This window comes from Polaromonas sp. LjRoot131, assembly GCF_964252805.1.
In the GTDB taxonomy this organism is placed as follows: Bacteria; Pseudomonadota; Gammaproteobacteria; order Burkholderiales; family Burkholderiaceae_C; genus Polaromonas.
Genome location: NZ_CAXUPF020000001.1, coordinates 314,139 through 334,596, shown reverse-complemented (window position 1 = coordinate 334,596; position 20,458 = coordinate 314,139). Strand labels below are relative to the sequence as shown.

Below are 20,458 nucleotides of genomic sequence, written 5' to 3'. Positions count from 1 at the left end.
ATCCGACACAAGGAGCACACGATGCAAAGACGACAACTCATTCAAGCCATGGCTGTGATCGCCGGCCCCGCCATCGCGCCGGCGCTGCTGGCGCAGACCCTGCCCCAGGTCGAGGTCTGGAAAGACCCCGATTGCGGCTGCTGCAAGGACTGGGTGGCGCACCTCGAGGCCAATGGCTTCGCGGTGCGCGTGCATGACAGCGGCAACACGGCCGCGCGCAAGCGCCTGGGCATTCCCGACAAGCTCGGCTCCTGCCATACGGCAGAAGTCAGCGAGAAAGGCAGGCGCTACGCCCTGGAAGGCCATGTGCCGGCCCGCGAGGTGCATCGCCTGCTCAAGGAAGCGCCCAAAGCCATCGGCCTGGCCGTGCCCGGCATGCCGGTGGGTTCGCCCGGCATGGATGCGCCACTCTATGGCGGGCGCAAGGACCCTTATGACGTACTGCTGGTCCTCCAGGACGGCAGCAATCGTGTTTACCAAAGCTATCACCGCGTTTGACAAGGATTCACCATGAAACATCTGAAACAAGCCCTGTTCACCCTGTTCGCCGCGCTGGCCGCTTCGGCAGCCCTGGCGCAAACCGCCGCACCATTGACCGAAGGCGAAATCCGCAAAGTCGACAAGGAGGCCGGCAAGCTCACAATCAAACACGGCGAGATCAAAAACCTGGAGATGCCGCCCATGACCATGGTGTTCCGCGCCAGCGACCCCAAACTGCTGGAGTCGCTCGACGCGGGGGACCAGGTTGGCTTCCACGCCGAAAAGGTGGACGGCCAGTTCATAGTGACCGTGATTGAAAAAAGGGCGAAGTAAGCACAATGGCGGCAGCGTGATAAGGTTGCCCGCATGCCCAAAACCATACGCTACACCCTGCTGTCGCTGCGCGACCTGGCCGTCTCCGCCGGCCCGTTCATCCTGCTGGCCGTCGCATTGCTGGCGCTGGCCTACTGGTGGCTGGACCCGAACCCGCCCAAGCGCGTGACGCTGGCCACCGGCCCGGCGCAAAGCGCGTATGAGGAGTTCGGCAAGCGCTACGCCAGGGCCCTGGCGGCCGAAGGCATCCAGGTGGTCCTGCAGCCCTCGGAGGGCTCGGCGGCCAACCTGCAGTTGCTGCGCGAGGGCAAGGTCGACGTGGGTTTTGTCCAGGGCGGCACCAGCGACTACACCGAGCAGGACGAGGAAGACCTGGCCTCGCTGGGCAGCCTGTTTGTGGAGCCGCTCTGGCTGTTCTACCGCGAGGACGCCGCGCGCAAGGTGGCCGCCGCGGCGCGAGCCGCCAGCAACCCGGGCGGCCGCGCTGCCGCCAAGGCCGACCCGGCGGAAGACGCCAGCCTGGCATCGCTCACCCAGTTGCAAGGCCTGCGCGTCAACGTGGGCACGCCCGGCAGCGGCGTTCCCAGCCTGATGGCCAAACTGCTGGACAGCAACCGCATTGACGCCGCGACGCTGAAACTCTCCCGGCTGGAGCAGACGCCCGCCACCGTGGCCTTCCTGGGCGGCGAGCTGGACGCCATCGTGTTCGCGTCAGCACCCGAATCGCTGATGGTGCAGATGCTGCTGCAGACGCCCGGCGTGAAGCTGATGAACTTCGCCCAGAGCGAGGCCTATTCCCGGCGTTTCGCCTTCCTGACGCCCACGCGCCTGCCGCGCGGTGTGGTGGACCTGGCCGGCAACATCCCGCCCGATGACGTGCGGCTGGTGGCATCCACCACCTCGCTGATCACGCGCACCGGCACCCACCCCGCCCTGCAGCAATTGCTGGCCCAGGCGGGCAACGACATCCACGGCGGGGCCGGCTGGTTCAAGAACGCCCGCGAATACCCCAACCGCGACAACAGCGAACTGCCGATTTCCAAGGAAGCCGAACGCGCCATCAAGAACGGCACGCCGGTGCTGCAGCGCTACCTGCCCTTCTGGGTGGCCAACCTGGTCGAGCGCATGTGGCTGGTGATGGGCATCATCATCGCCGTCATGCTGCCGCTGTCGCGCATCATCCCGCCGCTTTACGCCTTTCGCGTGCGTTCGCGCATCTTCCGCTGGTACGGCCGGCTGCGCGACATCGAAAACCGGGTGGACGGCAGCGGCGACGGCGACCGCAACAGCAGCAAAAACCAGGCCCTGCTGGAGGAGCTCAACGACCTGGAACGCCGGGCCGAAAAGATCACGGTGCCGCTGTCCTATACCGACGAGCTCTACGCGCTGCGCGGGAATATTCACCTGGTGCGAAAAAAGCTGCAGCGGCTTTAGCGCCCGCCGCGCCGCAAAGGGGAGCGCGGCACCTTAAAAAGGCAGTAAAAGGCCCGATTCAGGGCAGTTGCCGGGGCCACCCGGTTTCTTTAACCCTAAAGTAAACCCCTGTGTCGGCATAGCAATTGCTCTGCTAGTATCCCCCGATACTTTTTCTTTGGCCGATGCTTGCTTTTATTCTGCGCCGCCTGATACAGGCCGTGATCGTGATGGTCGTGGTCGCCCTGATCGCCTTCATGCTGTTCCAGTATGTCGGCGATCCGGTGGTGTTCCTGCTGGGCCAGGATGCATCGCCCGCCCAGATCACCCAGCTGCGCGCCGACCTCGGCCTGGACCGGCCCTTCATCGTGCAGTTCTGGCATTTCCTCGTGAATGCCGCGCAGGGCGAATTCGGCTTGAGCCTGCGCCAGGGCGCCAAGGTCTCGCGCCTGATAGCGGAACGCTTTCCCGCGACGCTGGAGCTGGCCCTGGTGGCGGCCCTGATGGCGCTGCTGATCGGCATCCCTATGGGCGTGTATTCGGCGCTGCGCCGCGGCAGCTTCCTGAGCCAGGTGTTCATGACGATTTCGCTGCTGGGCGTGTCGCTGCCGACCTTCCTGATCGGCATCCTGCTGATCCTGGTGTTCGCCGTGGGCCTGGGCTGGTTCCCGAGTTTCGGCCGCGGCGAAACCGTGCAGATCGGCTGGTGGACCACCGGTCTGCTCAAGGCCAAGGGCTGGCACCACATCGTGCTGCCGGCCGTGACGCTGGCGGTGTTCCAGCTCACGCTGATCATGCGGCTGGTGCGCGCGGAAATGCTGGAGGTGCTGCGCACCGACTACATCAAGTTCGCGCGCGCCCGCGGCCTGCCCGACCGCGTGATCCATTTCGGCCACGCGCTCAGGAACACGCTGGTGCCGGTGATGACCATCACCGGGCTGCAGCTGGGCGGCCTGATCGCCTTCGCCATCATCACCGAGACCGTGTTCCAGTGGCCCGGCATGGGCCTCTTGTTCATCCAGGCGGTGACCTTTGCCGACATCCCGGTGATGGCGGCCTACCTGTGCCTGATCGCGCTGATTTTTGTCATCATCAACCTGGTCGTCGACCTGCTGTATTTCGCGGTGGACCCCAGGCTGCGCGTCGGCAACGCGGCGGGCCATTGACACCGCAGGCCGCACCCTTTTTTCCATTGTTGTTCGTCCCGTTTTTACCCGCAAGCCCTCATCCCTTCCACAAGGAGTTCCCGATGAAATTCAAGTCCAAACTGCTCTCGGCCAGCCTGCTGTGCGCCTTCGCGGCCACCAGCTTTGTCGCATCCGCGCAGACCCTGAGGGTCGCCAACCAGGGCGACTCGCTGTCCATGGACCCGCACTCGCTCAACGAATCGCTGCAGCTCAGCGTGACCGGCAATGCCTACGAGGGCCTGGTGATCCGCAACAAGGACCTGAGCCTGGCCCCCGGCCTGGCCACCTCGTGGAAGCAGACCTCGCCGACCGTCTGGCGCTTTGAATTGCGCAAGGGCGTGCAGTTCCATGACGGCACGCCGTTCACGGCCGACGACGTGGTGTTCAGCTTCAACCGCACCCAGGCCGACGGCTCGGACATGAAGAGCTACACCAACGATTTCAAGGAAGTGCGCAAGATCAACGACCATGTGGTTGAGATCGAAACCAAGACGCCCTTCCCCATCCTGCCCGACGTCATCTCGCTGGTCTACATGATGAGCAAGAAGTGGTGCGAGACCAACCAGGCGACCCGGCCGGTGGACCGCCGCAAAGGCATTGAAAACGCGGCTTCCTTCCGCGCCAACGGCACCGGCCCTTACCGCGTGCGCGAGCGCCAGCCCAATGTGCGCACCACCTTCGTCCGCAACGGTACTTACTGGGGCAAGATCGAAGGCAACGTCCAGGAAGTGATCTATACCCCCATCGGCAACGACGCGACCCGCGTGGCCGCCCTGCTTTCAGGCGAGGTCGACGTGATGGAACCCGTGCCGGTGCAGGACATCGACCGCGTCAACGGCAACGCCGGCACCAAGGTGCTGGTCGGCCCCGAGCTGCGCACCATTTTCCTGGGCATGGACCAGAAACGCGACGAGCTGCTGTACTCGAACATCAAGGGCAAGAACCCGTTCAAGGACAAGCGCGTGCGCCAGGCCTTTTACCAGGCCATCGACATCGACGGCATCAAGAAGACCGTGATGCGCGGCGCCTCGGGACCGACCGCGTTGCTGATTGGCCCCGGCATCAACGGCTTCCAGCAGGAGCAGAACAAGCGCCTGCCTTACGACCCGGAAGCCGCGAAAAAGCTGATGGCCGAAGCCGGCTACCCGAACGGCTTCGAAGTCGCCATGAACTGCCCGAACGACCGTTATGTGAACGACAGCCGCATCTGCCAGGCCGTGGCGGCCAACCTGTCGCGCATCAACGTCAAGATCAACCTGCAGGCTGAAACCAAGGGCACCTACTTCCCCAAGGTGCTGCGCCGCGACACCAGCTTTTACATGCTGGGCTGGACGCCGGCCACCTATGACGCCCACAATGCGCTGAATGCGCTGGTCGCCTGCGTCGACGACAAGGGCGCCGGCCAGTTCAACCTGGGCGCGTATTGCAATCCCAAGGTCGACGAGCTGACCAAGAAGATCCAGTCCGAAACCGACAAGACCAAACGCAACGCGATGATCAAGGAGGCCTTTGACATTCACAATGCCGACGTCGGCCATCTGCCGCTGCACCAACAGTCCCTGGCCTGGGGCACGAGCAAGAAGGTCGAGCTGGTCCAGCTGGCTGACAACTTCATGTTCTTCAAGTGGATGACAGTTAAAAAGTAACCCCTGTTGCCTTTTCGCTTCGCGTAACGGCCTCTCCCCTACAAGGGGACAACAGCTATGGCCCGGCAAAGCCGGTTCCATGCTGTTGCTGGCTGGCACGGGTCTCGCTTCACTCGCTCCTGATGACACTGACTGCACGCTCCTCTTGATGAAAAAAACCCTTGCGCGCTGGCTTGACAGTGATGTGGGCCACAGCTTTCGCACTTCTCCGGTGGCGATGGTGGCGGCCGCCATTGCGCTGGTCTGCATTTTCTGCTCGGTGTTCGCCGGCTGGGTGGCACCGCACGACCCTTTCAACCTGAGCACGCTGGAACTCAGCGATGCCCGCCTGCCGCCGGCGTGGAGTGCGCAGGGCAGTTCCAAGTACCTGCTGGGCACCGACGACCAGGGGCGCGACATTCTGTCGGCGCTGATGTATGGCGCGCGCATCTCGCTGGTGGTGGGCTTCGCCTCCGTCATCCTGTCCATGCTGGCCGGCGTTTCACTGGGCCTGCTCGCGGGCTTTCGCGGCGGCTGGATTGACTCGGCCCTGATGCGCGTCTGCGACGTGATGTCCTCGTTTCCGCCCATCCTGGTGGCGCTGCTGATCGCGGGCGTGGGACGCGCGGTGTTTCCCGACGCCAGCCAGCTGCTGGCCATGGGCGTGCTGATCTTGTCGATCTCCATGGGGCAATCGGGCTGGGTCCAGTACGCGCGCACGGTGCGCGGCTCGACCATGGTGGAGCGCGGCAAGGAATACGTGCAGGCCGCCCGCGTGACCGGCGTGGCGCCGCTGCGCATCATGCGCCGCCATGTACTGCCCAATGTGATGGGGCCGGTGCTGGTGCTGGCGACCATCCAGGTCGCCACCGCCATCATCACCGAGGCCACCCTCTCCTTCCTGGGCGTGGGCGCACCGCCCACCTCGCCCTCGCTGGGCACGCTGATCCGCGTGGGCAATGACTACCTGTTTTCGGGCGAGTGGTGGATCACTGTGTTCCCGGGCCTGATGCTGGTGCTGATCGCGCTGAGTGTGAACCTGCTGGGCGACTGGCTGCGTGATGCCCTCAACCCCCGTCTCCGGTAAAAGCGAATCGCACAATGAGTCTTTTACAAATCAAGAACCTGGTGGTCGAGTTCCCCGGCCGGCGCGGCACGCTGCGTGCGCTGGACGACATCTCGTTCGACATCGCGCCCGGCGAAATCCTCGGCGTGGTGGGCGAATCGGGTGCGGGCAAGTCGCTGACCGGCGCTGCCATCATCGGCCTGCTGGAGCCGCCGGGCCGTGTGGCCGGCGGCCAGGTGCTGCTCGAAGGCGAGCGCATCGACAACCTGCCGCACGAGCGCATGCGCCACATCCGCGGGCGCAAGATTGGGGCAATCTTCCAGGACCCGCTGACCTCGCTGAACCCGCTCTACACCATAGGCCGGCAGCTGGTGGAAACCATCCAGGCCCACCTGCCGGTGACGGCGCGGGAAGCCAGGGCGCGTGCCATCGAGCTGCTCAACGACACCGGCATCCCGGCGGCGGCGCAGCGCATAGACCACTACCCGCACCAGTTCTCGGGCGGCATGCGCCAGCGCGTGGTGATTGCCCTGGCACTCGCGGCCGAGCCCAAGCTCATCGTGGCCGACGAACCAACCACCGCGCTCGACGTGTCCATCCAGGCGCAGATCATCACCCTGCTCAAAAACATCTGCAAACAGCGCGGCGCCGCCGTGATGCTGATCACCCACGACATGGGCGTGATCGCCGAGACCTGCGACCGCGTGGCCGTGATGTATGCCGGGCGCATCGCCGAGATCGGCCCGGTGCACCAGGTGATCAACCACCCCTCACACCCCTATACCGCGGGCCTGATGGCCGCAATTCCCGACATCGCGGTGGAACGCGAGCGCCTCTACCAGATCGACGGCGCCATGCCGCGCCTGAACGCCATCCCCCAGGGCTGCGCCTTCAACCCGCGCTGCCCCAAAGCCTTTGACCGCTGCCGCCAGGATCGGCCCGACCTCATGCCGGCCGGCGACACGCGGGCGGCCTGCTGGCTGCACGATGCGCATGCGGGGGTGGCGGCATGAGTGAACCCCTCAATACGCAAAACCCGGCAAGCACCGGCGCACCCCTGGTCCAGGCCCATGATCTGGCCAAGACTTTCGACGTATCGCCGCCCTGGCTCAACCGCGTGCTGGAACGCAAGCCCCGGCTGCTGCTCAAGGCGGTCGACGGTGTGAGTTTCGAGATTGAAAAAGGCAAGACGCTGGCGCTGGTCGGCGAATCGGGCTGCGGCAAGAGCACCGTGGCGCGCCTGCTGGTGGGCCTGTATGAGCCCACGCGCGGCGGCCTGACCTTTGACGGCCAGGACGCGCATGCGGTGTTCAAGACACCGGCCGGCCGGCAGCTGCGCAGCCGTATCCAGATGATCTTCCAGGATCCCTACGCGAGCCTGAACCCGCGCTGGACGATTGAAGACATCATCGCCGAGCCGCTGCGCGAGCACGGCATCCTGGAGGGTGGCGCTGAACTCAAGGCGCGCGTGGGCGAGCTGCTCAAGTCGGTCGGCCTGTCGCAGCTGGACATGCCCAAGTACCCGCACCAGTTCTCGGGCGGGCAGCGCCAGCGCATTTCCATCGCGCGCGCGCTGGCGACCGAGCCTGAATTCCTGGTCTGCGACGAGCCCACTTCGGCGCTCGACGTGAGCGTGCAGGCGCAGGTGCTCAACATCATGAAGGACCTGCAGCGCACGCGCGGCCTGACCTACCTCTTCATCTCGCACAACCTCGCGGTGGTGCGCCACGTCAGCGACCAGGTCGGCGTGATGTACCTGGGCCGCCTGGTGGAGCTGGCCGACAAGCACAGCCTGTTCGACAGGCCGCGCCATCCCTACACGCGCATGCTGCTGGACGCCATCCCCAAGATGCACGACACCGGCCGCGCCCGCACCCCGGTGTCGGGCGAGGTGCCCAATCCGCTGAACCCGCCCGGCGGCTGCACCTTCCACCCGCGCTGCCCGCACGCAAATGCGCGCTGCCGGAGCGAGAGGCCGGAGTTCCTGCAGCTCGAAGGCGTGCGCGTGGCCTGCCATGCGGTCGAAGAGGGCCGGATTTAGGCATTAATGCCAGGAACCCAGGCACGGTCATGCAAAGCGGAACCGGCTTGGGTAATATGCACTCTTAGGGGACATCGTCATGAAAATCATTGAATCCATCCTGTCCGGAGCGGCCGACATCGCGGCCGTGCGCCGCGACATCCACGCCAACCCTGAACTGTGTTTCCAGGAAGTGCGCACCGCCGACCTGGTCGCGCAAAAACTCGAATCCTGGGGCATCCCGATTCACCGCGGCATGGGGACCACCGGCGTGGTGGGCATCGTGCAAGGCCGCGACGGCGGCGCCTGCGGCCGCGCCGTGGGCCTGCGCGCCGACATGGATGCGCTGCCCATGCAGGAGTTCAACAAATTCCCCCATGCCAGCACCCAGCCGGGCAAGATGCACGCCTGCGGCCATGACGGCCACACCGCCATGCTGCTGGCCGCGGCGCGGCATTTCTCGCAGAACCGGGACTTTGACGGCACGGTCTACCTGATCTTCCAGCCGGCCGAGGAAGGCGGCGGCGGCGCGCGCGAGATGATCAAGGACGGCCTCTTCGAAAAATTTCCCGTGGAAGCCGTCTTCGGCATGCACAACTGGCCCGGCGCGGCTGTCGGCACTTTCGCCGTCAGCGCGGGGCCGGTGATGGCATCGAGCAACGAATTCAGGATCACCATACGCGGCAAGGGCGGCCACGCCGCGATGCCGCACTTCGGCATAGACCCGGTGCCGGTGGCCTGCCAGATGGTGCAGGGCTTCCAGAACATCATCAGCCGCAACAAGAAGCCCGTGGATGCGGGCGTCATCTCGGTCACCATGATCCACGCCGGCGAGGCCACCAATGTGATACCCGACTTCTGCGAGCTGCAGGGCACGGTGCGCACCTTCAGCATCGAGGTGCTGGACCTGATCGAAAAACGCATGAAAGAAGTCGCCGAACACACTTGCGCCGCGTTTGAAGCGCGCTGCGAGTTCAGCTTCATACGCAATTACCCGCCCACCATCAACAGCGCCGCCGAGGCCGACTTCGCGCGCCGGGTGATGAGCGACATCGTGGGGCCGGCCAACGTGCTGGCACAGGAGCCCACCATGGGCGCCGAAGACTTCGCCTACATGCTGCAGGCCAAACCCGGCGCCTACTGCTTTATCTTCAACGGCGACGGCGCGCACCGCGCAATGGGCCATGGCGAAGGGCCCTGCACGCTGCACAACCCGAGTTACGACTTCAACGACGACCTGATCCCCCTGGGCGGGACCTACTGGGTCCAGCTGGCCACGCGCTGGCTGGGCACGGCTCCTGGGGCGCGATCCTGACAACGCCAAGCTCACCATGAACACACACGCGGCTTTTTCGGCCAGCTACGCAGCTGCGCGCGCCAAATTTCTCGAGGCGGCCGGCGCCGCCGGCATGGCGCTTCGCTCCTACGAACATCCGCTCAAAGGCCGCGACGGCGAAACCCTGGCCATGGACGTGGCCCTGGACGGCTCGCCCGATGCCGCGAACCTTTTTATCGTCAGCAGCGCTTGCCACGGCGTGGAAGGCTACTGCGGCTCGGGCGTGCAGGTGTATGCAGCGCGCGACGCCGAATGGCGCGCCAAGGCGCGCGCGGGCGGCGTGGCGGTGCTCTACATCCATGCGCTCAATCCCTATGGTTTCTCGTACGCGCGGCGCACCACGCATGAAAACGTGGACCTGAACCGCAACTTCCACGACTTCAGCCGGCCCCTGCCCGTCAACGAGGCTTACCGCGAGGTCCACGATCTGCTGCTGCCCGCGCAGTGGCCGCCCACGCATGAGAACGAAGCCGCCATCGCGGCCTACATCGACACCCACGGCGTGACGCGCTACCAGGCGGCCGTCTCGCAAGGGCAGCATGAATACGCCGACGGCATGTTTTTTGGCGGCACCGAGCCGACCTGGAACAACCACACCCTGCGCGAAGTGCTGCGCACCTTCGGGCGGCGGGCCAGGCGCATCGCCTGGATGGACCTGCACACCGGCCTGGGACCCAGCGGCCTGGGCGAGCGCATCTTTGCCGGTGAAAACGACGCCAAGGCCCTGGCGCGGGCGCGCGCCTGGTGGGACGGCGGCGGCGCCACGCCCGTGACCTCGTTCTACGACGGCTCCTCCAGCTCGGCCCACCTGACAGGCCTGCTGTGGACCGCCATCTCCGATGAATGCCCGCAGGCCGAATACACCGGCATGGCGATGGAGTACGGCACACTGCCGATACTCGACATGATCTCCGCCCTGCGCGCCGACCACTGGCTGCACAAACACCCCGACATGCCACCCGAGACGCACGCGGCGGTCAGGCGCCAGATGATGGACGCGTTCTACGTCGACACCGATGAATGGCGCACGCAGATCGTCGCGCAGGCGCGCGAGGCCCTGTTCCAGACGGTGGACGGACTGGGCAGCCCCTGATGCCGGCACGGCGGCCCGCCACTCCACCCGAGCACGAAAGCCGCACCATGCCGCCCGACGCCGACCTTAAGCTCCAGCTCAAGCAGTTGCAACAGCAGCACCGGGCGCTGCAAGCCGACTACCGCGAGCTGCAGCTTGAAAAGCAGAAGCAGGAGACCTCGGCCGCGCTGTGGCTGGAGCAGCGCACCCGCGAGCTGCAAGCCGAGGCGCTGGAGCAGAAAAAGGCCGAAACGCTGCAGCGCGTGTTCTACCGCATCGCCGAACGGGCGGCGGCCGACCTTTCCTTTTACGATTTCCTGCAGTCGGTGCACGGCCTGCTGGGTGAGCTGCTGTACGCCAAGAACTGCTACGTGTGCCTTTATGACGCGCAAAAGCAGCGCAAGGATTTCCCCTATTACGTGGACGAGCGCGACGGCGACACCCTGCAGCGCAGCAACGTGCCCTACCGCCGCGGCTTGACCGAGTTTGTGCTGGCCACCGGCCGGCCGCAGATCATCGACGCCGCGCGGCTCAAGCTGCTCGAAGCCGGCGGCCAGGTGACGGAAGGCAGCGGCGACATGACCTTCAGTTCCTGGCTGGGCGTTCCCATGCACATACGCGGCAGCATAGGCGGCGTGCTGGCGGTGCAGGGTTATGAGCCGGGCGTGGCCTACAGCGACACGGACGCCGACATCCTGTCCTTTGTCGCCAACCACGTCAGCAGCGCCATCGAGCGCTACCAGGCGCTCGACGAGCTGCGCAAGTCGGAAGAACGCTACCGCACGGTGATTGAAAACGTCGGCGTCGGCGTGGTGGTGGTGCAGGACGGCCGCATGGTGTTCGCCAACCCCAGCCTGGAGCGCATCGTGGGCCATCCGCGGGAATACCTGCTGTCGCAGCACTACACGGCGACCGTTCACCCCGACGACCTGCCGGTCATGCGCGAGCGCCATGAACGCCGGCTGCGCGGCGACGAGGTCGAGTCCATGTACGGCTTTCGCGTGATCACCCAGGCCGGTGAGGTGCGCTCGCTGGAGCTTTCCGCGGTGCAGATCGAATGGGGCAAGCGCGAGGCGACGCTGATCTTTGTGGTGGATGCCACGGCCCGCCTGCAGGCCGAACTGACGCAGCGCCAGACCCTGCAGCGGCAGACCGAGCTCAACGACATGAAGTCGCGCTTCATCTCGGTGGCTTCGCATGAATTCCGCACGCCGCTGGCCTTTATCCTGTCGTCCGCGGAGCTGCTCAAGCACTACGGCGACCGCATGCCCGAACCCGAAAAAACCGAGGTCATCAACACCATAGAGATCGGCGTGCAACGCATGACCCAGATGCTGGACCGCGTGCTGCTGCTGGGCAAGGTGGAGGCGCAGATGCTGGAGTTCCAGCCGGCCGAGCTCAACCTGCAAACGCTGTGCCAGGACCTGGTCGAGGATGCCCGCATCCAGCATGCGCAGGGAGGCTGCGAGCTGGCCCTGGAATTCGAGGCCGGTCCGGCGGTCGGGCTCTTCGATGAAAAGCTGCTGCGGCATATTTTCGGCAACCTGCTGTCCAACGCCATCAAATATTCGCCACAGGGCGGGAAAGTCCTGTTCCGCGTGTTTTCCTCGGAGGGGCGGGTGGCCTTTGAGGTCTCGGACCAGGGCATAGGGGTTCCGGCCGAAGAACTTCCCCACCTGTTCGAATGGTTCCACCGGGCCAGCAACGTCGGCGAGATCCAGGGTACCGGCCTGGGCCTGGCCATCGTCAAGAACTCCGTCGACCTGCACGGCGGCCGCATCGAAGTCGCCAGCACTGTGGGCCAGGGCACACGCTTTACCGTCACGATTTGAACATTCACGCCCGGCAACGCTATAAGATGGGCCACCAGACCAGCGCGGCGGCACAGCCGGCGGCCTGGCGACTCAGGGAATGTCCGCCCCGCCGACAATCACAGCAGGGGCCTTCAATGCGAAAGAACCATGGCGCGCATTCTGGTGATTGAAGACGAATCCCACATCCGGGACAATCTGCTGCGCTTTGTCCGGCTGGAGGGCCATGAAGGCCTGTCCGCCGCGGACGGCCACGCCGGCCTGCAACTGGCCCGGGAGCAGCCACCGGACCTGATTTTTTGCGACGTGATGATGCCGCAGATGAACGGCCTGGAAGTGCTGGCCGCGCTGCAGGCCGATGCCGCCCTGAAGCAGGTGCCCCTGGTTTTCCTGTCGGCCAGCGCGGAGTCGGAACGGCTCGAAGAGGCCCTGCGCCTGGGCGCCAGCGGCTATGTGACCAAGCCTTTCAACTTCGCGCAGCTGCAGGCAGTGCTCAAGCAGTATTTGCCCAAATAGAGCCGGCACCCGCGGCTAAAGGCCCAGCGCCTTCCAGCCGGTGTGGCCGAGTTTTTCGAGCGTCGCGATGTTCTGCTCGAAGATGGCCTCGGCCTCGGGGAATGCCTCCACGGCCTTTTCCACGCTTTCCTCGCGCAGCAAATGCAGGATGGCAAAGGGCGCGCGGTTGGTGTAGTTGCCGATGTCGTCGGGCTCGGTGCCGTCAAACTGGAACTGCGGGTGAAAGCTGGCCAGCTGGATCACGCCTTCCAGGCCGTGCTCGTCCACCACGCCTTCGGCAATCTCCAGGAAGTCATTGAAGTCCAGGAAATCCTCGAACAGCGTGGGATGGATCAGCAGCGTAGTGTCGACCTCTTCGGCCGGCGTGGCCCCCAGCAGGTCCAGTTCGCGGTCCAGCTCTTCGAGCAGGCCGTCCGCATGCCGGGCATGGCTCACCACCAGGCGCACCTGGTTCTTGACGTAGACCGCCTTGGCGAACGGGCACAGGTTGAGCCCGATCACGGCTTTTTCAAGCCAGTGGCGGGTTTGGGTCAGGACTTCATCGTCGGTCATCAGTATCTCCACAGGAATTGCCCGCATCGGCATTACCCCCTCTCCCTCTGGGAGAGGGCGGGGGTGAGGGCTGGCGGCCTTCTACCAGGCACAGCGCAGCATCAGACGCCGCCGGCCCCCATCCCAACCCTCCCCCAGCGGGGGAAGGAGTGGACTGCCGCTCACGGGTAGCGCGAGCGCAAAAACTTAATGCAATGCCTTAAAGCGGACACGCTTGGGTTTTGCACCCTCTTCACCCAATCGCTTCTTCTTGTCGGCTTCGTACTCCTGGTAGTTGCCGTTGAAGAAGGTCCACTGGCTGTCGCCTTCGGCGGCCAGGATGTGGGTGGCGATACGGTCCAGGAACCAGCGGTCATGGCTGATCACCAGCACCGAGCCGGCGAACTCCAGCAGCGCGTCTTCGAGCGCGCGCAGGGTTTCCACGTCCAGGTCGTTCGAGGGTTCGTCAAGCATCAGCACGTTGCCGCCCGCGATCAGGGTCTTGGCCAGGTGCAGGCGCCCGCGTTCGCCGCCCGACAGCATGCCGACGCGTTTTTGCTGGTCGGCGCCGTTGAAGTTGAAGCGGCCGGCATAGGCGCGGCTGGGCATGGTGAACTTGCCGACGGTCAGCATGTCCAGGCCGCCCGAGATGTCTTCCCAGACGGTTTTTTCATTGGCCAGGTCGTCACGGTGCTGGTCGACGAAGGCCATGCGCGCGGTCTTGCCGATGGCGACTTCGCCGCTGTCCGGCGTTTCCTTGCCGGCGATCAGCTTGAACAGCGTGGATTTACCCGCGCCGTTGGGGCCGATGATGCCGACGATGGCGCCCGCGGGCACCTGGAAGCTCAGGTTGTCGATCAGCAGGCGGTCGCCGAAGGACTTGCTGACGTTCTTGAATTCGATGACCTCATTGCCCAGGCGCTCGGCCACGGGAATGAAGATTTCCTGGGTTTCGTTGCGCTGCTGGTATTCGAAGTCGGAGAGTTCCTCAAAGCGGGCCAGGCGCGACTTGCTCTTGGCCTGGCGCGCCTTGGGGTTCTGGCGCGACCATTCAAGTTCCTTCTTCAGGGCCTTGGCGCGGGCTTCCTCGCCCTTTTGCTCCTGCGCCAGGCGCTCACCCTTCTGGTCCAGCCAGCTGCTGTAGTTGCCCTTCCAGGGGATGCCGTGGCCGCGGTCCAGCTCCAGGATCCACTCGGCGGCGTTGTCCAGGAAGTAGCGGTCGTGGGTGATGGCCACCACGGTGCCCGAGAAACGCTGCAGGAACTGCTCCAGCCAGTCCACCGATTCGGCGTCCAGGTGATTGGTGGGTTCGTCGAGCAGCAGCATGTCGGGCCGGGACAGCAGCAAGGCGCAAAGGGCGACTCGGCGTTTTTCGCCGCCCGACAACACGCCGATCTTGGCGTCCCAGGGCGGCAGGCGCAGCGCGTCGGCGGCGATTTCAAGCTGGTGTTCGGAATCGGTGCCGGCGGTCGCGATGATGGCTTCCAGGCGGGCCTGCTCGGCGGCCAGTGCGTCGAAATCGGCATCGGGCTCGCCATAGGCCGTGTACACGGCTTCGAGCTGGGCCTTGGCGGCAAACACCGCGCCCATGCCGGCTTCCACGCTTTCGCGCACCGTGTGCTCGGGGTCCAGCTTGGGTTCCTGCGGCAGGTAGCCGATGTTCAGGCCCGGCATGGGGGTGGCTTCACCCTCGATTTCCGTGTCCAGGCCGGCCATGATCTTGAGCAGCGTGGACTTGCCGGAGCCGTTGGTACCCAGTACGCCGATCTTGGCGCCCGGGAAGAAGCTGAGCGACACCTCCTTGAGGATGTGGCGCTTGGGCGGCACGATCTTGCCGACCTTGTTCATGGTGAAAACGTACTGAGCCATCAGGATTAACTTTGGTAAAAATGAAAAACAATGCAGGAAAACGGGCTGCTTGCCGCCTGTAAATACTATTTTTGCAGGCTGTCAGCAGGCTTTCTTGCGGGCTGGAACGACACGCTGCGCCTGGGCGCAAACGCCTTTTGGCAAAGCGTGTTTTATGCGTGAATGCCCCCATTATCGTTGCTGTGCGACAATGCAGGGGTTGCTGGCTCCAGTTGCCTACAACATTTGGGCACATCCGGGTACCGCTTCAAGTGGCTGCTTACGATGTTTTCGGCCCACTTTCTGACCCCATCTGCCTTTGACTGGCGGGTTGCCTTCCAGCAAGGCGCCCAACAGGCCGATCTAAAGCGCCATACGGCGCAACATCATGACATTTGAAGAATTGAATTTGGCCCCGGCCATTCTGAAGGCCGTGCTCGAGCAGGGCTACGACACCCCTACCCCCATCCAGGCCCAGGCCATCCCCGCCGTGCTCAAGGGCGTGGACCTGCTGGGCGGCGCCCAGACCGGCACCGGCAAGACCGCTGCCTTTACCCTCCCCCTGCTGCAGCGCCTGTCCACCGAAGCGCGCCTGACCAACCGCCGCGGCGTCAACGCCGTGCGGGCCCTGATCATGACCCCGACCCGCGAACTCGCGGCCCAGGTCGAAGAAAGCGTGCGCACCTACGGCAAATACACCGACCTCACCTCCATGGTGATGTTCGGCGGCGTCGGCATGGGCGCCCAGATTGAAAAGCTGCGCCGCGGCGTCGACATCCTGGTCGCCACCCCCGGCCGCCTGCTGGACCACGCAAGCCAGGGCACGCTGGACCTGAGCCAGGTGCAGATCCTGGTGCTGGACGAAGCCGACCGCATGCTGGACATGGGCTTCATCCATGACATCAAGAAGGTGCTGGCCCTGGTGCCCAAGCAGAAGCAATCGCTGCTGTTCAGCGCGACCTTCAGCGACGAAATCCGCGAACTGGCCAACGGCCTGCTCAAAAACCCCGAATCCATCCAGGTCACGCCGCGCAACACCACGGTGCAGCGCATCACGCAGACCATCCACCCTGTCGGCCGCAGCAAGAAGAAAGCGCTGCTGACCCACATCATCAATGAGCACAACTGGAGCCAGGTGCTGGTGTTCACCCGCACCAAGTTCGGCGCCAACAACGTGGCCGAGCACCTGACCAAAAACGGCATTCCCGCCATGGCGCTGCACGGCAACAAGAGCCAGACCGCCCGCACCCAGGCGCTGGCCGATTTCAAGAGCGGCACGATTCGCGCCCTGGTAGCCACCGACATCGCCGCCCGCGGCATCGACATCGACGAGCTGCCGCACGTGGTCAACTACGAAATCCCCAACGTCAGCGAAGACTATGTGCACCGCATCGGCCGCACCGGCCGCGCCGGCAACAGCGGTGAAGCCGTCAGCCTGGTCTGCCTCGATGAAGAAGGCTTCATGCAGGACATCGAGCGCTTCACCAAGCAAAACATCGAAAAAGTCCTGGTCCCCGGCTTTGAAGCCGAGCCCGGCGAACGCGCCGAGCCGCTGGCCATGGGCCGCCAGACCATCTGGGGCGGCCTGGGCAAACCGCCTAGCCGCGACGTGATGCAGGCAGCGGCCAAGGCCGCCCGCACCGAGATGATGCAGCGCATCCGCGACACCAAGGGCGCACAGCCCGCACGCGGTGCAGGCGGCGGCAACGGTGGCGGCAATGGCGGCGCGCGCGGACGCGGCCCCGCCGGCGGAGGCAACGGAGGTGGCGGCGGTAGCGGCCGCGGTCCCCGCACACCCAACCCCGGCCAGCCACGCCAGGCTTCGGGCTACTCACAGAACGGCCAGCCGCCACGCCAGCAGGCGCAGCGCCCGCCGCGCGACGACCAGCAGCCGCGCGCACCCCGCAGCGAGCCGAGGGAGCCGCGCAATGACTTCGACAACCAGCAACCCGCCAGCCACGCTTCTTCGGGCTTCCCGTCGTCCGGCCAGCCCACAGGCGGCAACCGCGGCAATTACCGGGGCGGCAATCGCTCCGGTGGCGGCGGTGGTGGTGGTGGTGGCGGCCGGGGCAACGGGCCTCGTCGGCCCGGCGGTCCCGGCTCGTTTACCGGCCGCTAAGCGCTATCCGGCGGTCCACTGCGTGGATCGCCGCGCAGCACCGGCCCGGCATTCGGCCTCAAATTCAAGCGGCCTTGAGCTGCTTGGCCGGATTGCTCAGTTTGGGCAAACGGCGCCGCGAACCGAGCACCAGCTCGATATCCTCGTGCGCGCCGTCAATCAGCACCAGGATCGCTTTTTCGGCCTTGGCCGGGTTGCGCGCGATCACCGCGTCCAGCACCGCCCGGTGCAGCGGCAGCGAGCGCTTCGGGCCATCCTTGCGGACAGTGGAGATTTCAAAGCTGGTGCGCAGCAGGGCGCTGAGCGCCTTGCTCATCTGGACCAGCATGCGGTTGTGCGCGGCACGCAGCAGGCCCTGGTGAAAACGCAGGTCGTAGGTGACGTAGTCGCCGCCGCCCTCCACGGCACGCTTCATGCCGGCATAGGCATCCTCGATCCCGGCGATTTCTTCCGCGGTGGCGCGCTCGGCGGCCATGCGCACGGCGGCAGGCTCCACCAGGCGCCGCAGCTCCAGCAGGTCGCGTAAAAATTCAGGCGTGATGCCGGCCTTGGCCTTCCAGGCGATGACGTCGGGGTCGAACCAGTTCCAGTGCTCCTCGGTCAGTACGCGGGTGCCCACTTTGGGCCCGGTGGTGACCAGGCCCTTGGCGATCAGCGACTTGACCGCTTCGCGCACCACCGTGCGGCTCACGCCCAGTTCCTCGCAAAGCACCGGCTCCGGCGGCATGGACATACCGGCGGTATAACGACCCGCGACGATGGCTTCCCCGATATGGTCAACCGTGTTGCCGTGGACGTTTTTCATGGTGGCCATGGTGTCGCCTTAGCCTCGCACAAACAGCGTGACCAGCGGATCCGGCCCGACCTGGCGGCTCCAGTGGCCGTGCAGGGCCGGGTCGAAGGTGGCGCCGGCCGGCAGGACGTCGGCGGAATAGAAATGCTGGCCCGGCTTGAAAACGCGGGAGACGCCGCCCTGCAGGCCGATTTCCATCTCGCCGCCCAGGATGAACACCCACTGCGGGCTCGGCGTGCAATGGAACTGGCTGCGAAAGCCCGGCGGGCTGTGGCGCAACTGGTAGCCGCCCGAGGCGAACAGTTCCGACAGCATGGCCTGCGGCGAGCCTTCGCCCAGCGGGACCGCCTCTTCCCGGAATTTGGCCCGGCCGTCGGTATCGGTGTAAAGAATGACTTTGGAGAAAACGGTCACAAGGGACTCCGGTGAAGGGATATAAAAAGCAGGCGCCCCATCAGGTTTCGCCGCCAAAGGCGATTTGCACCTTCATGGATTGGCGTTTGTCGCCGGCGAGTGTAAAGGCATGCGTGGCCTGGTCGAAAGCGACGATGTCGGTGATGACGGGCCGGCCATCGATGAGCCGCTGGTTCAGGAAGGCTACCGCCACGGCGAATTCGGGGTGGAAACGAAAGGTACCGCGCAACTCCAGCTCCTTGGCGACCAGGGTGTTGAGCGGCAGGGAGACGTTGCCACCCAGGCCCACCGTCACGACGACGCCGCGCGGCGCCACCACGTCAAGGCCCGCCACCAGGGCCTTCTCATTGCCCGAAGCCTCGAACATCACATCGAACTGCCCCTTGCCGGCGGCAAAGGCCGCCAGGCCGTCGGGTTCCTGGGCCAGGTTGATGGTCTGGTCGGCGCCCATTTTTTTGGCGCAGGCCAGGGGGAGCTCGGCAATGTCGGCCGCGACGATGCGGGCCGCGCCCGCGCGGCGCAGGCCGGCGATCAGCAAGGCGCCTATGGGGCCGCAGCCGGTCACCAGCACCTGTTTGCCGAACACCGAGCCGGCCCGCGAAATCGCGTGCAGGCCGACCGACAGCGGCTCGGCCAGCGCGGCCTCGGACAAGGGAAGGTCGTCGGCCACGGGGTGCGCCTGGGCCGCTTCGATGACCAGGGTTTCGCGGAAAGCGCCCTGGATGTGCGGGAAACGCATCGCGCTGCCGTAAAAGCGCATGTCCATGCAGTGGTTGTGCAGGCCTTGCTGGCAGAAACGGCAGGCGCCGCAGGGCCGCGAGGGCGAAATCGCGATCCGCTGGCCGGTGCGCAGGCCGCTGACCTCGCTGCCCACGGCCTCGACCACACCCGACACCTCGTGGCCCAGCACCATGGGCTCCTTGATGCGCACGGTGCCGAAGCCGCCGTGCTGGAAGTAGTGCAGGTCGGAGCCGCAGATGCCGCCATAGGCCACCCGCACGCGCAGCTGCTGCGGGCCCAGGTGTTCGGTATCCAGCGCGTCAAGGCGCAGGTCTAGGGGCGCATGACAGACAAGTCCACGCATGATGTTTCTCCCTGGTTGCGCGGGCGGCGGCGGCTTCACAGCGTCGCCGTCACCCCGCCGTCGACATATAAAACATGGCCGTTGACAAAGCTCGAGGCATCGCTGGCCAGGAACACGGCCGCGCCGGCCAGCTCGGCTACCTCGCCCCAGCGCCTGCTGGGCGTGCGGCCCGTGAGCCAGGCGCTGAACTGTTCGTCGGCCACCAGCTTTTCGGTGAGCTCGGTCTTGAAGTAGCCCGGGCCCAAGCCGTTGACCTGGATGCCGTAAGGCCCCCAGTCGATCGCCATGCCCTTGGTCAGCATCTTCACCGCGCCCTTGCTGGCCATATAGGGGGCGATGTTGGGACGCCCCAGCTCGCTCTGCACCGAGCAGATGTTGATGATCTTGCCCTTGCCGCGCCCTATCATTTTCCGGGCGACCGCCTGGCCGACAAAAAAGACGCTGTCGACATTGGTGCGCATCAGCTCGTGCCAGTCCTGCGCCGGGAAATCCTGCAGGGCCATGCGCCTTTGCATGCCGGCGTTGTTAACGAGGATGTCGATACCGCCCAGGCTCGCTTCAATGTCCTCCACCGCCGCCTGCACCGCGGCGGCATCGGTCACGTCAAAGCAGCGCGTATGGACTGTGAGCCCCTCATCGCGCAACACACGGGCCGCATGCTCAAGCCGGGCCTTGTCGCGGCCGTTGAGCACCAGAATGGCTCCCGCCTGCCCCAGGCCGCGCGCCAGCGCAAAACCAATGCCGCCCGAAGAGCCGGTCACCAGCGCCAGACGCCTGTCAAGCCTGAAAGTGTCCACGACCATGGGCTTC

General features: G+C 65.3%; 19 protein-coding genes. 13 read left to right on the top strand and 6 right to left on the bottom strand.

Features of this window, described 5'->3' with window-relative positions; genetic code table 11:
- Positions 1 to 21: 21 nt before the first annotated feature.
- The 12 genes from ACSQ27_RS01550 (at position 22) to ACSQ27_RS01495 (ending at position 12,859) form a co-directional block, all read left to right on the top strand.
- Complete coding sequence (locus ACSQ27_RS01550) at positions 22 to 498, top strand: DUF411 domain-containing protein (protein WP_436153726.1); 477 nt, start codon at positions 22 to 24, stop codon at positions 496 to 498.
- 12 nt (positions 499 to 510) lie between these two features.
- On the top strand, positions 511 to 813 hold the full coding sequence (locus ACSQ27_RS01545; RefSeq protein ID WP_436153725.1) for a copper-binding protein: 303 nt from the start codon (positions 511 to 513) through the stop codon (positions 811 to 813).
- 33 nt (positions 814 to 846) lie between these two features.
- Positions 847 to 2,247 (top strand): TAXI family TRAP transporter solute-binding subunit, encoded by a 1,401-nt coding sequence (locus tag ACSQ27_RS01540; protein ID WP_436153724.1) that lies wholly within the window; start codon positions 847 to 849, stop codon positions 2,245 to 2,247.
- Positions 2,248 to 2,411: 164 nt separating this feature from the next.
- The gene (locus ACSQ27_RS01535) at positions 2,412 to 3,392 is read left to right on the top strand and encodes an ABC transporter permease (protein ID WP_436153723.1); all 981 of its coding nucleotides are present in this window, start codon (positions 2,412 to 2,414) and stop codon (positions 3,390 to 3,392) included.
- A gap of 83 nt (positions 3,393 to 3,475) precedes the next feature.
- Positions 3,476 to 5,059, top strand: a complete 1,584-nt coding sequence (locus tag ACSQ27_RS01530; RefSeq protein ID WP_436153722.1) for an ABC transporter substrate-binding protein — start codon at positions 3,476 to 3,478, stop codon at positions 5,057 to 5,059.
- Between the two features lie 148 nt (positions 5,060 to 5,207).
- A complete protein-coding gene (locus ACSQ27_RS01525) occupies positions 5,208 to 6,125 on the top strand; it encodes an ABC transporter permease (protein ID WP_436153721.1) in 918 nt (305 codons plus the stop codon).
- A gap of 14 nt (positions 6,126 to 6,139) precedes the next feature.
- Complete coding sequence (locus ACSQ27_RS01520; protein WP_436153720.1) at positions 6,140 to 7,117, top strand: ABC transporter ATP-binding protein; 978 nt, start codon at positions 6,140 to 6,142, stop codon at positions 7,115 to 7,117.
- Positions 7,114 to 8,145 carry an ABC transporter ATP-binding protein gene (locus tag ACSQ27_RS01515; RefSeq protein ID WP_436153719.1) on the top strand — a complete coding sequence of 344 codons (1,032 nt, stop codon included), beginning with the start codon at positions 7,114 to 7,116 and terminating at the stop codon, positions 8,143 to 8,145. The genes ACSQ27_RS01520 and ACSQ27_RS01515 overlap by 4 nt, the downstream gene beginning before the upstream one ends.
- Positions 8,146 to 8,224: 79 nt before the next feature.
- Entirely contained in the window at positions 8,225 to 9,439 is a 1,215-nt protein-coding gene (locus ACSQ27_RS01510) for a M20 aminoacylase family protein (RefSeq protein WP_436153718.1), read from the top strand.
- A gap of 16 nt (positions 9,440 to 9,455) precedes the next feature.
- A complete protein-coding gene (locus ACSQ27_RS01505) occupies positions 9,456 to 10,553 on the top strand; it encodes a M14 family metallopeptidase (protein ID WP_436153717.1) in 1,098 nt (365 codons plus the stop codon).
- A 47-nt stretch (positions 10,554 to 10,600) separates the two neighbouring features.
- Entirely contained in the window at positions 10,601 to 12,364 is a 1,764-nt protein-coding gene (locus tag ACSQ27_RS01500) for an ATP-binding protein (protein ID WP_436153716.1), read from the top strand.
- A 129-nt stretch (positions 12,365 to 12,493) separates the two neighbouring features.
- The gene (locus ACSQ27_RS01495; protein ID WP_436153715.1) at positions 12,494 to 12,859 is read left to right on the top strand and encodes a response regulator; all 366 of its coding nucleotides are present in this window, start codon (positions 12,494 to 12,496) and stop codon (positions 12,857 to 12,859) included.
- Between the two features lie 15 nt (positions 12,860 to 12,874).
- Here ACSQ27_RS01495 and ACSQ27_RS01490 read toward each other — a convergent pair whose 3' ends face one another.
- Together ACSQ27_RS01490 and ettA are read right to left on the bottom strand one after the other, a co-directional pair.
- Complete coding sequence (locus ACSQ27_RS01490) at positions 12,875 to 13,411, bottom strand: DUF1415 domain-containing protein (protein WP_436153714.1); 537 nt, start codon at positions 13,409 to 13,411, stop codon at positions 12,875 to 12,877.
- Positions 13,412 to 13,597: 186 nt separating this feature from the next.
- Positions 13,598 to 15,259, bottom strand: a complete 1,662-nt coding sequence (gene ettA, locus ACSQ27_RS01485; RefSeq protein WP_436153713.1) for an energy-dependent translational throttle protein EttA — start codon at positions 15,257 to 15,259, stop codon at positions 13,598 to 13,600.
- Between the two features lie 367 nt (positions 15,260 to 15,626).
- Between ettA and ACSQ27_RS01480 the strand changes: the two genes are divergently transcribed.
- On the top strand, positions 15,627 to 17,357 hold the full coding sequence (locus tag ACSQ27_RS01480; RefSeq protein WP_436153712.1) for a DEAD/DEAH box helicase: 1,731 nt from the start codon (positions 15,627 to 15,629) through the stop codon (positions 17,355 to 17,357).
- Positions 17,358 to 17,421: 64 nt separating this feature from the next.
- On the opposite strand, the gene ACSQ27_RS01475 is transcribed toward ACSQ27_RS01480, so the two are convergent.
- Genes ACSQ27_RS01475 through ACSQ27_RS01460 form a run of 4 tightly spaced genes read right to left on the bottom strand, consistent with a single transcriptional unit; the run spans position 17,422 to position 20,451 of the window.
- Complete coding sequence (locus ACSQ27_RS01475; RefSeq protein WP_436153711.1) at positions 17,422 to 18,171, bottom strand: FadR/GntR family transcriptional regulator; 750 nt, start codon at positions 18,169 to 18,171, stop codon at positions 17,422 to 17,424.
- A gap of 9 nt (positions 18,172 to 18,180) precedes the next feature.
- Positions 18,181 to 18,564 (bottom strand): hypothetical protein, encoded by a 384-nt coding sequence (locus tag ACSQ27_RS01470; RefSeq protein WP_436153710.1) that lies wholly within the window; start codon positions 18,562 to 18,564, stop codon positions 18,181 to 18,183.
- A gap of 40 nt (positions 18,565 to 18,604) precedes the next feature.
- Entirely contained in the window at positions 18,605 to 19,648 is a 1,044-nt protein-coding gene (locus ACSQ27_RS01465) for an L-idonate 5-dehydrogenase (protein WP_436153709.1), read from the bottom strand.
- 35 nt (positions 19,649 to 19,683) lie between these two features.
- Positions 19,684 to 20,451, bottom strand: a complete 768-nt coding sequence (locus ACSQ27_RS01460) for an SDR family oxidoreductase (RefSeq protein ID WP_436153708.1) — start codon at positions 20,449 to 20,451, stop codon at positions 19,684 to 19,686.
- Positions 20,452 to 20,458 lie beyond the last annotated feature (7 nt).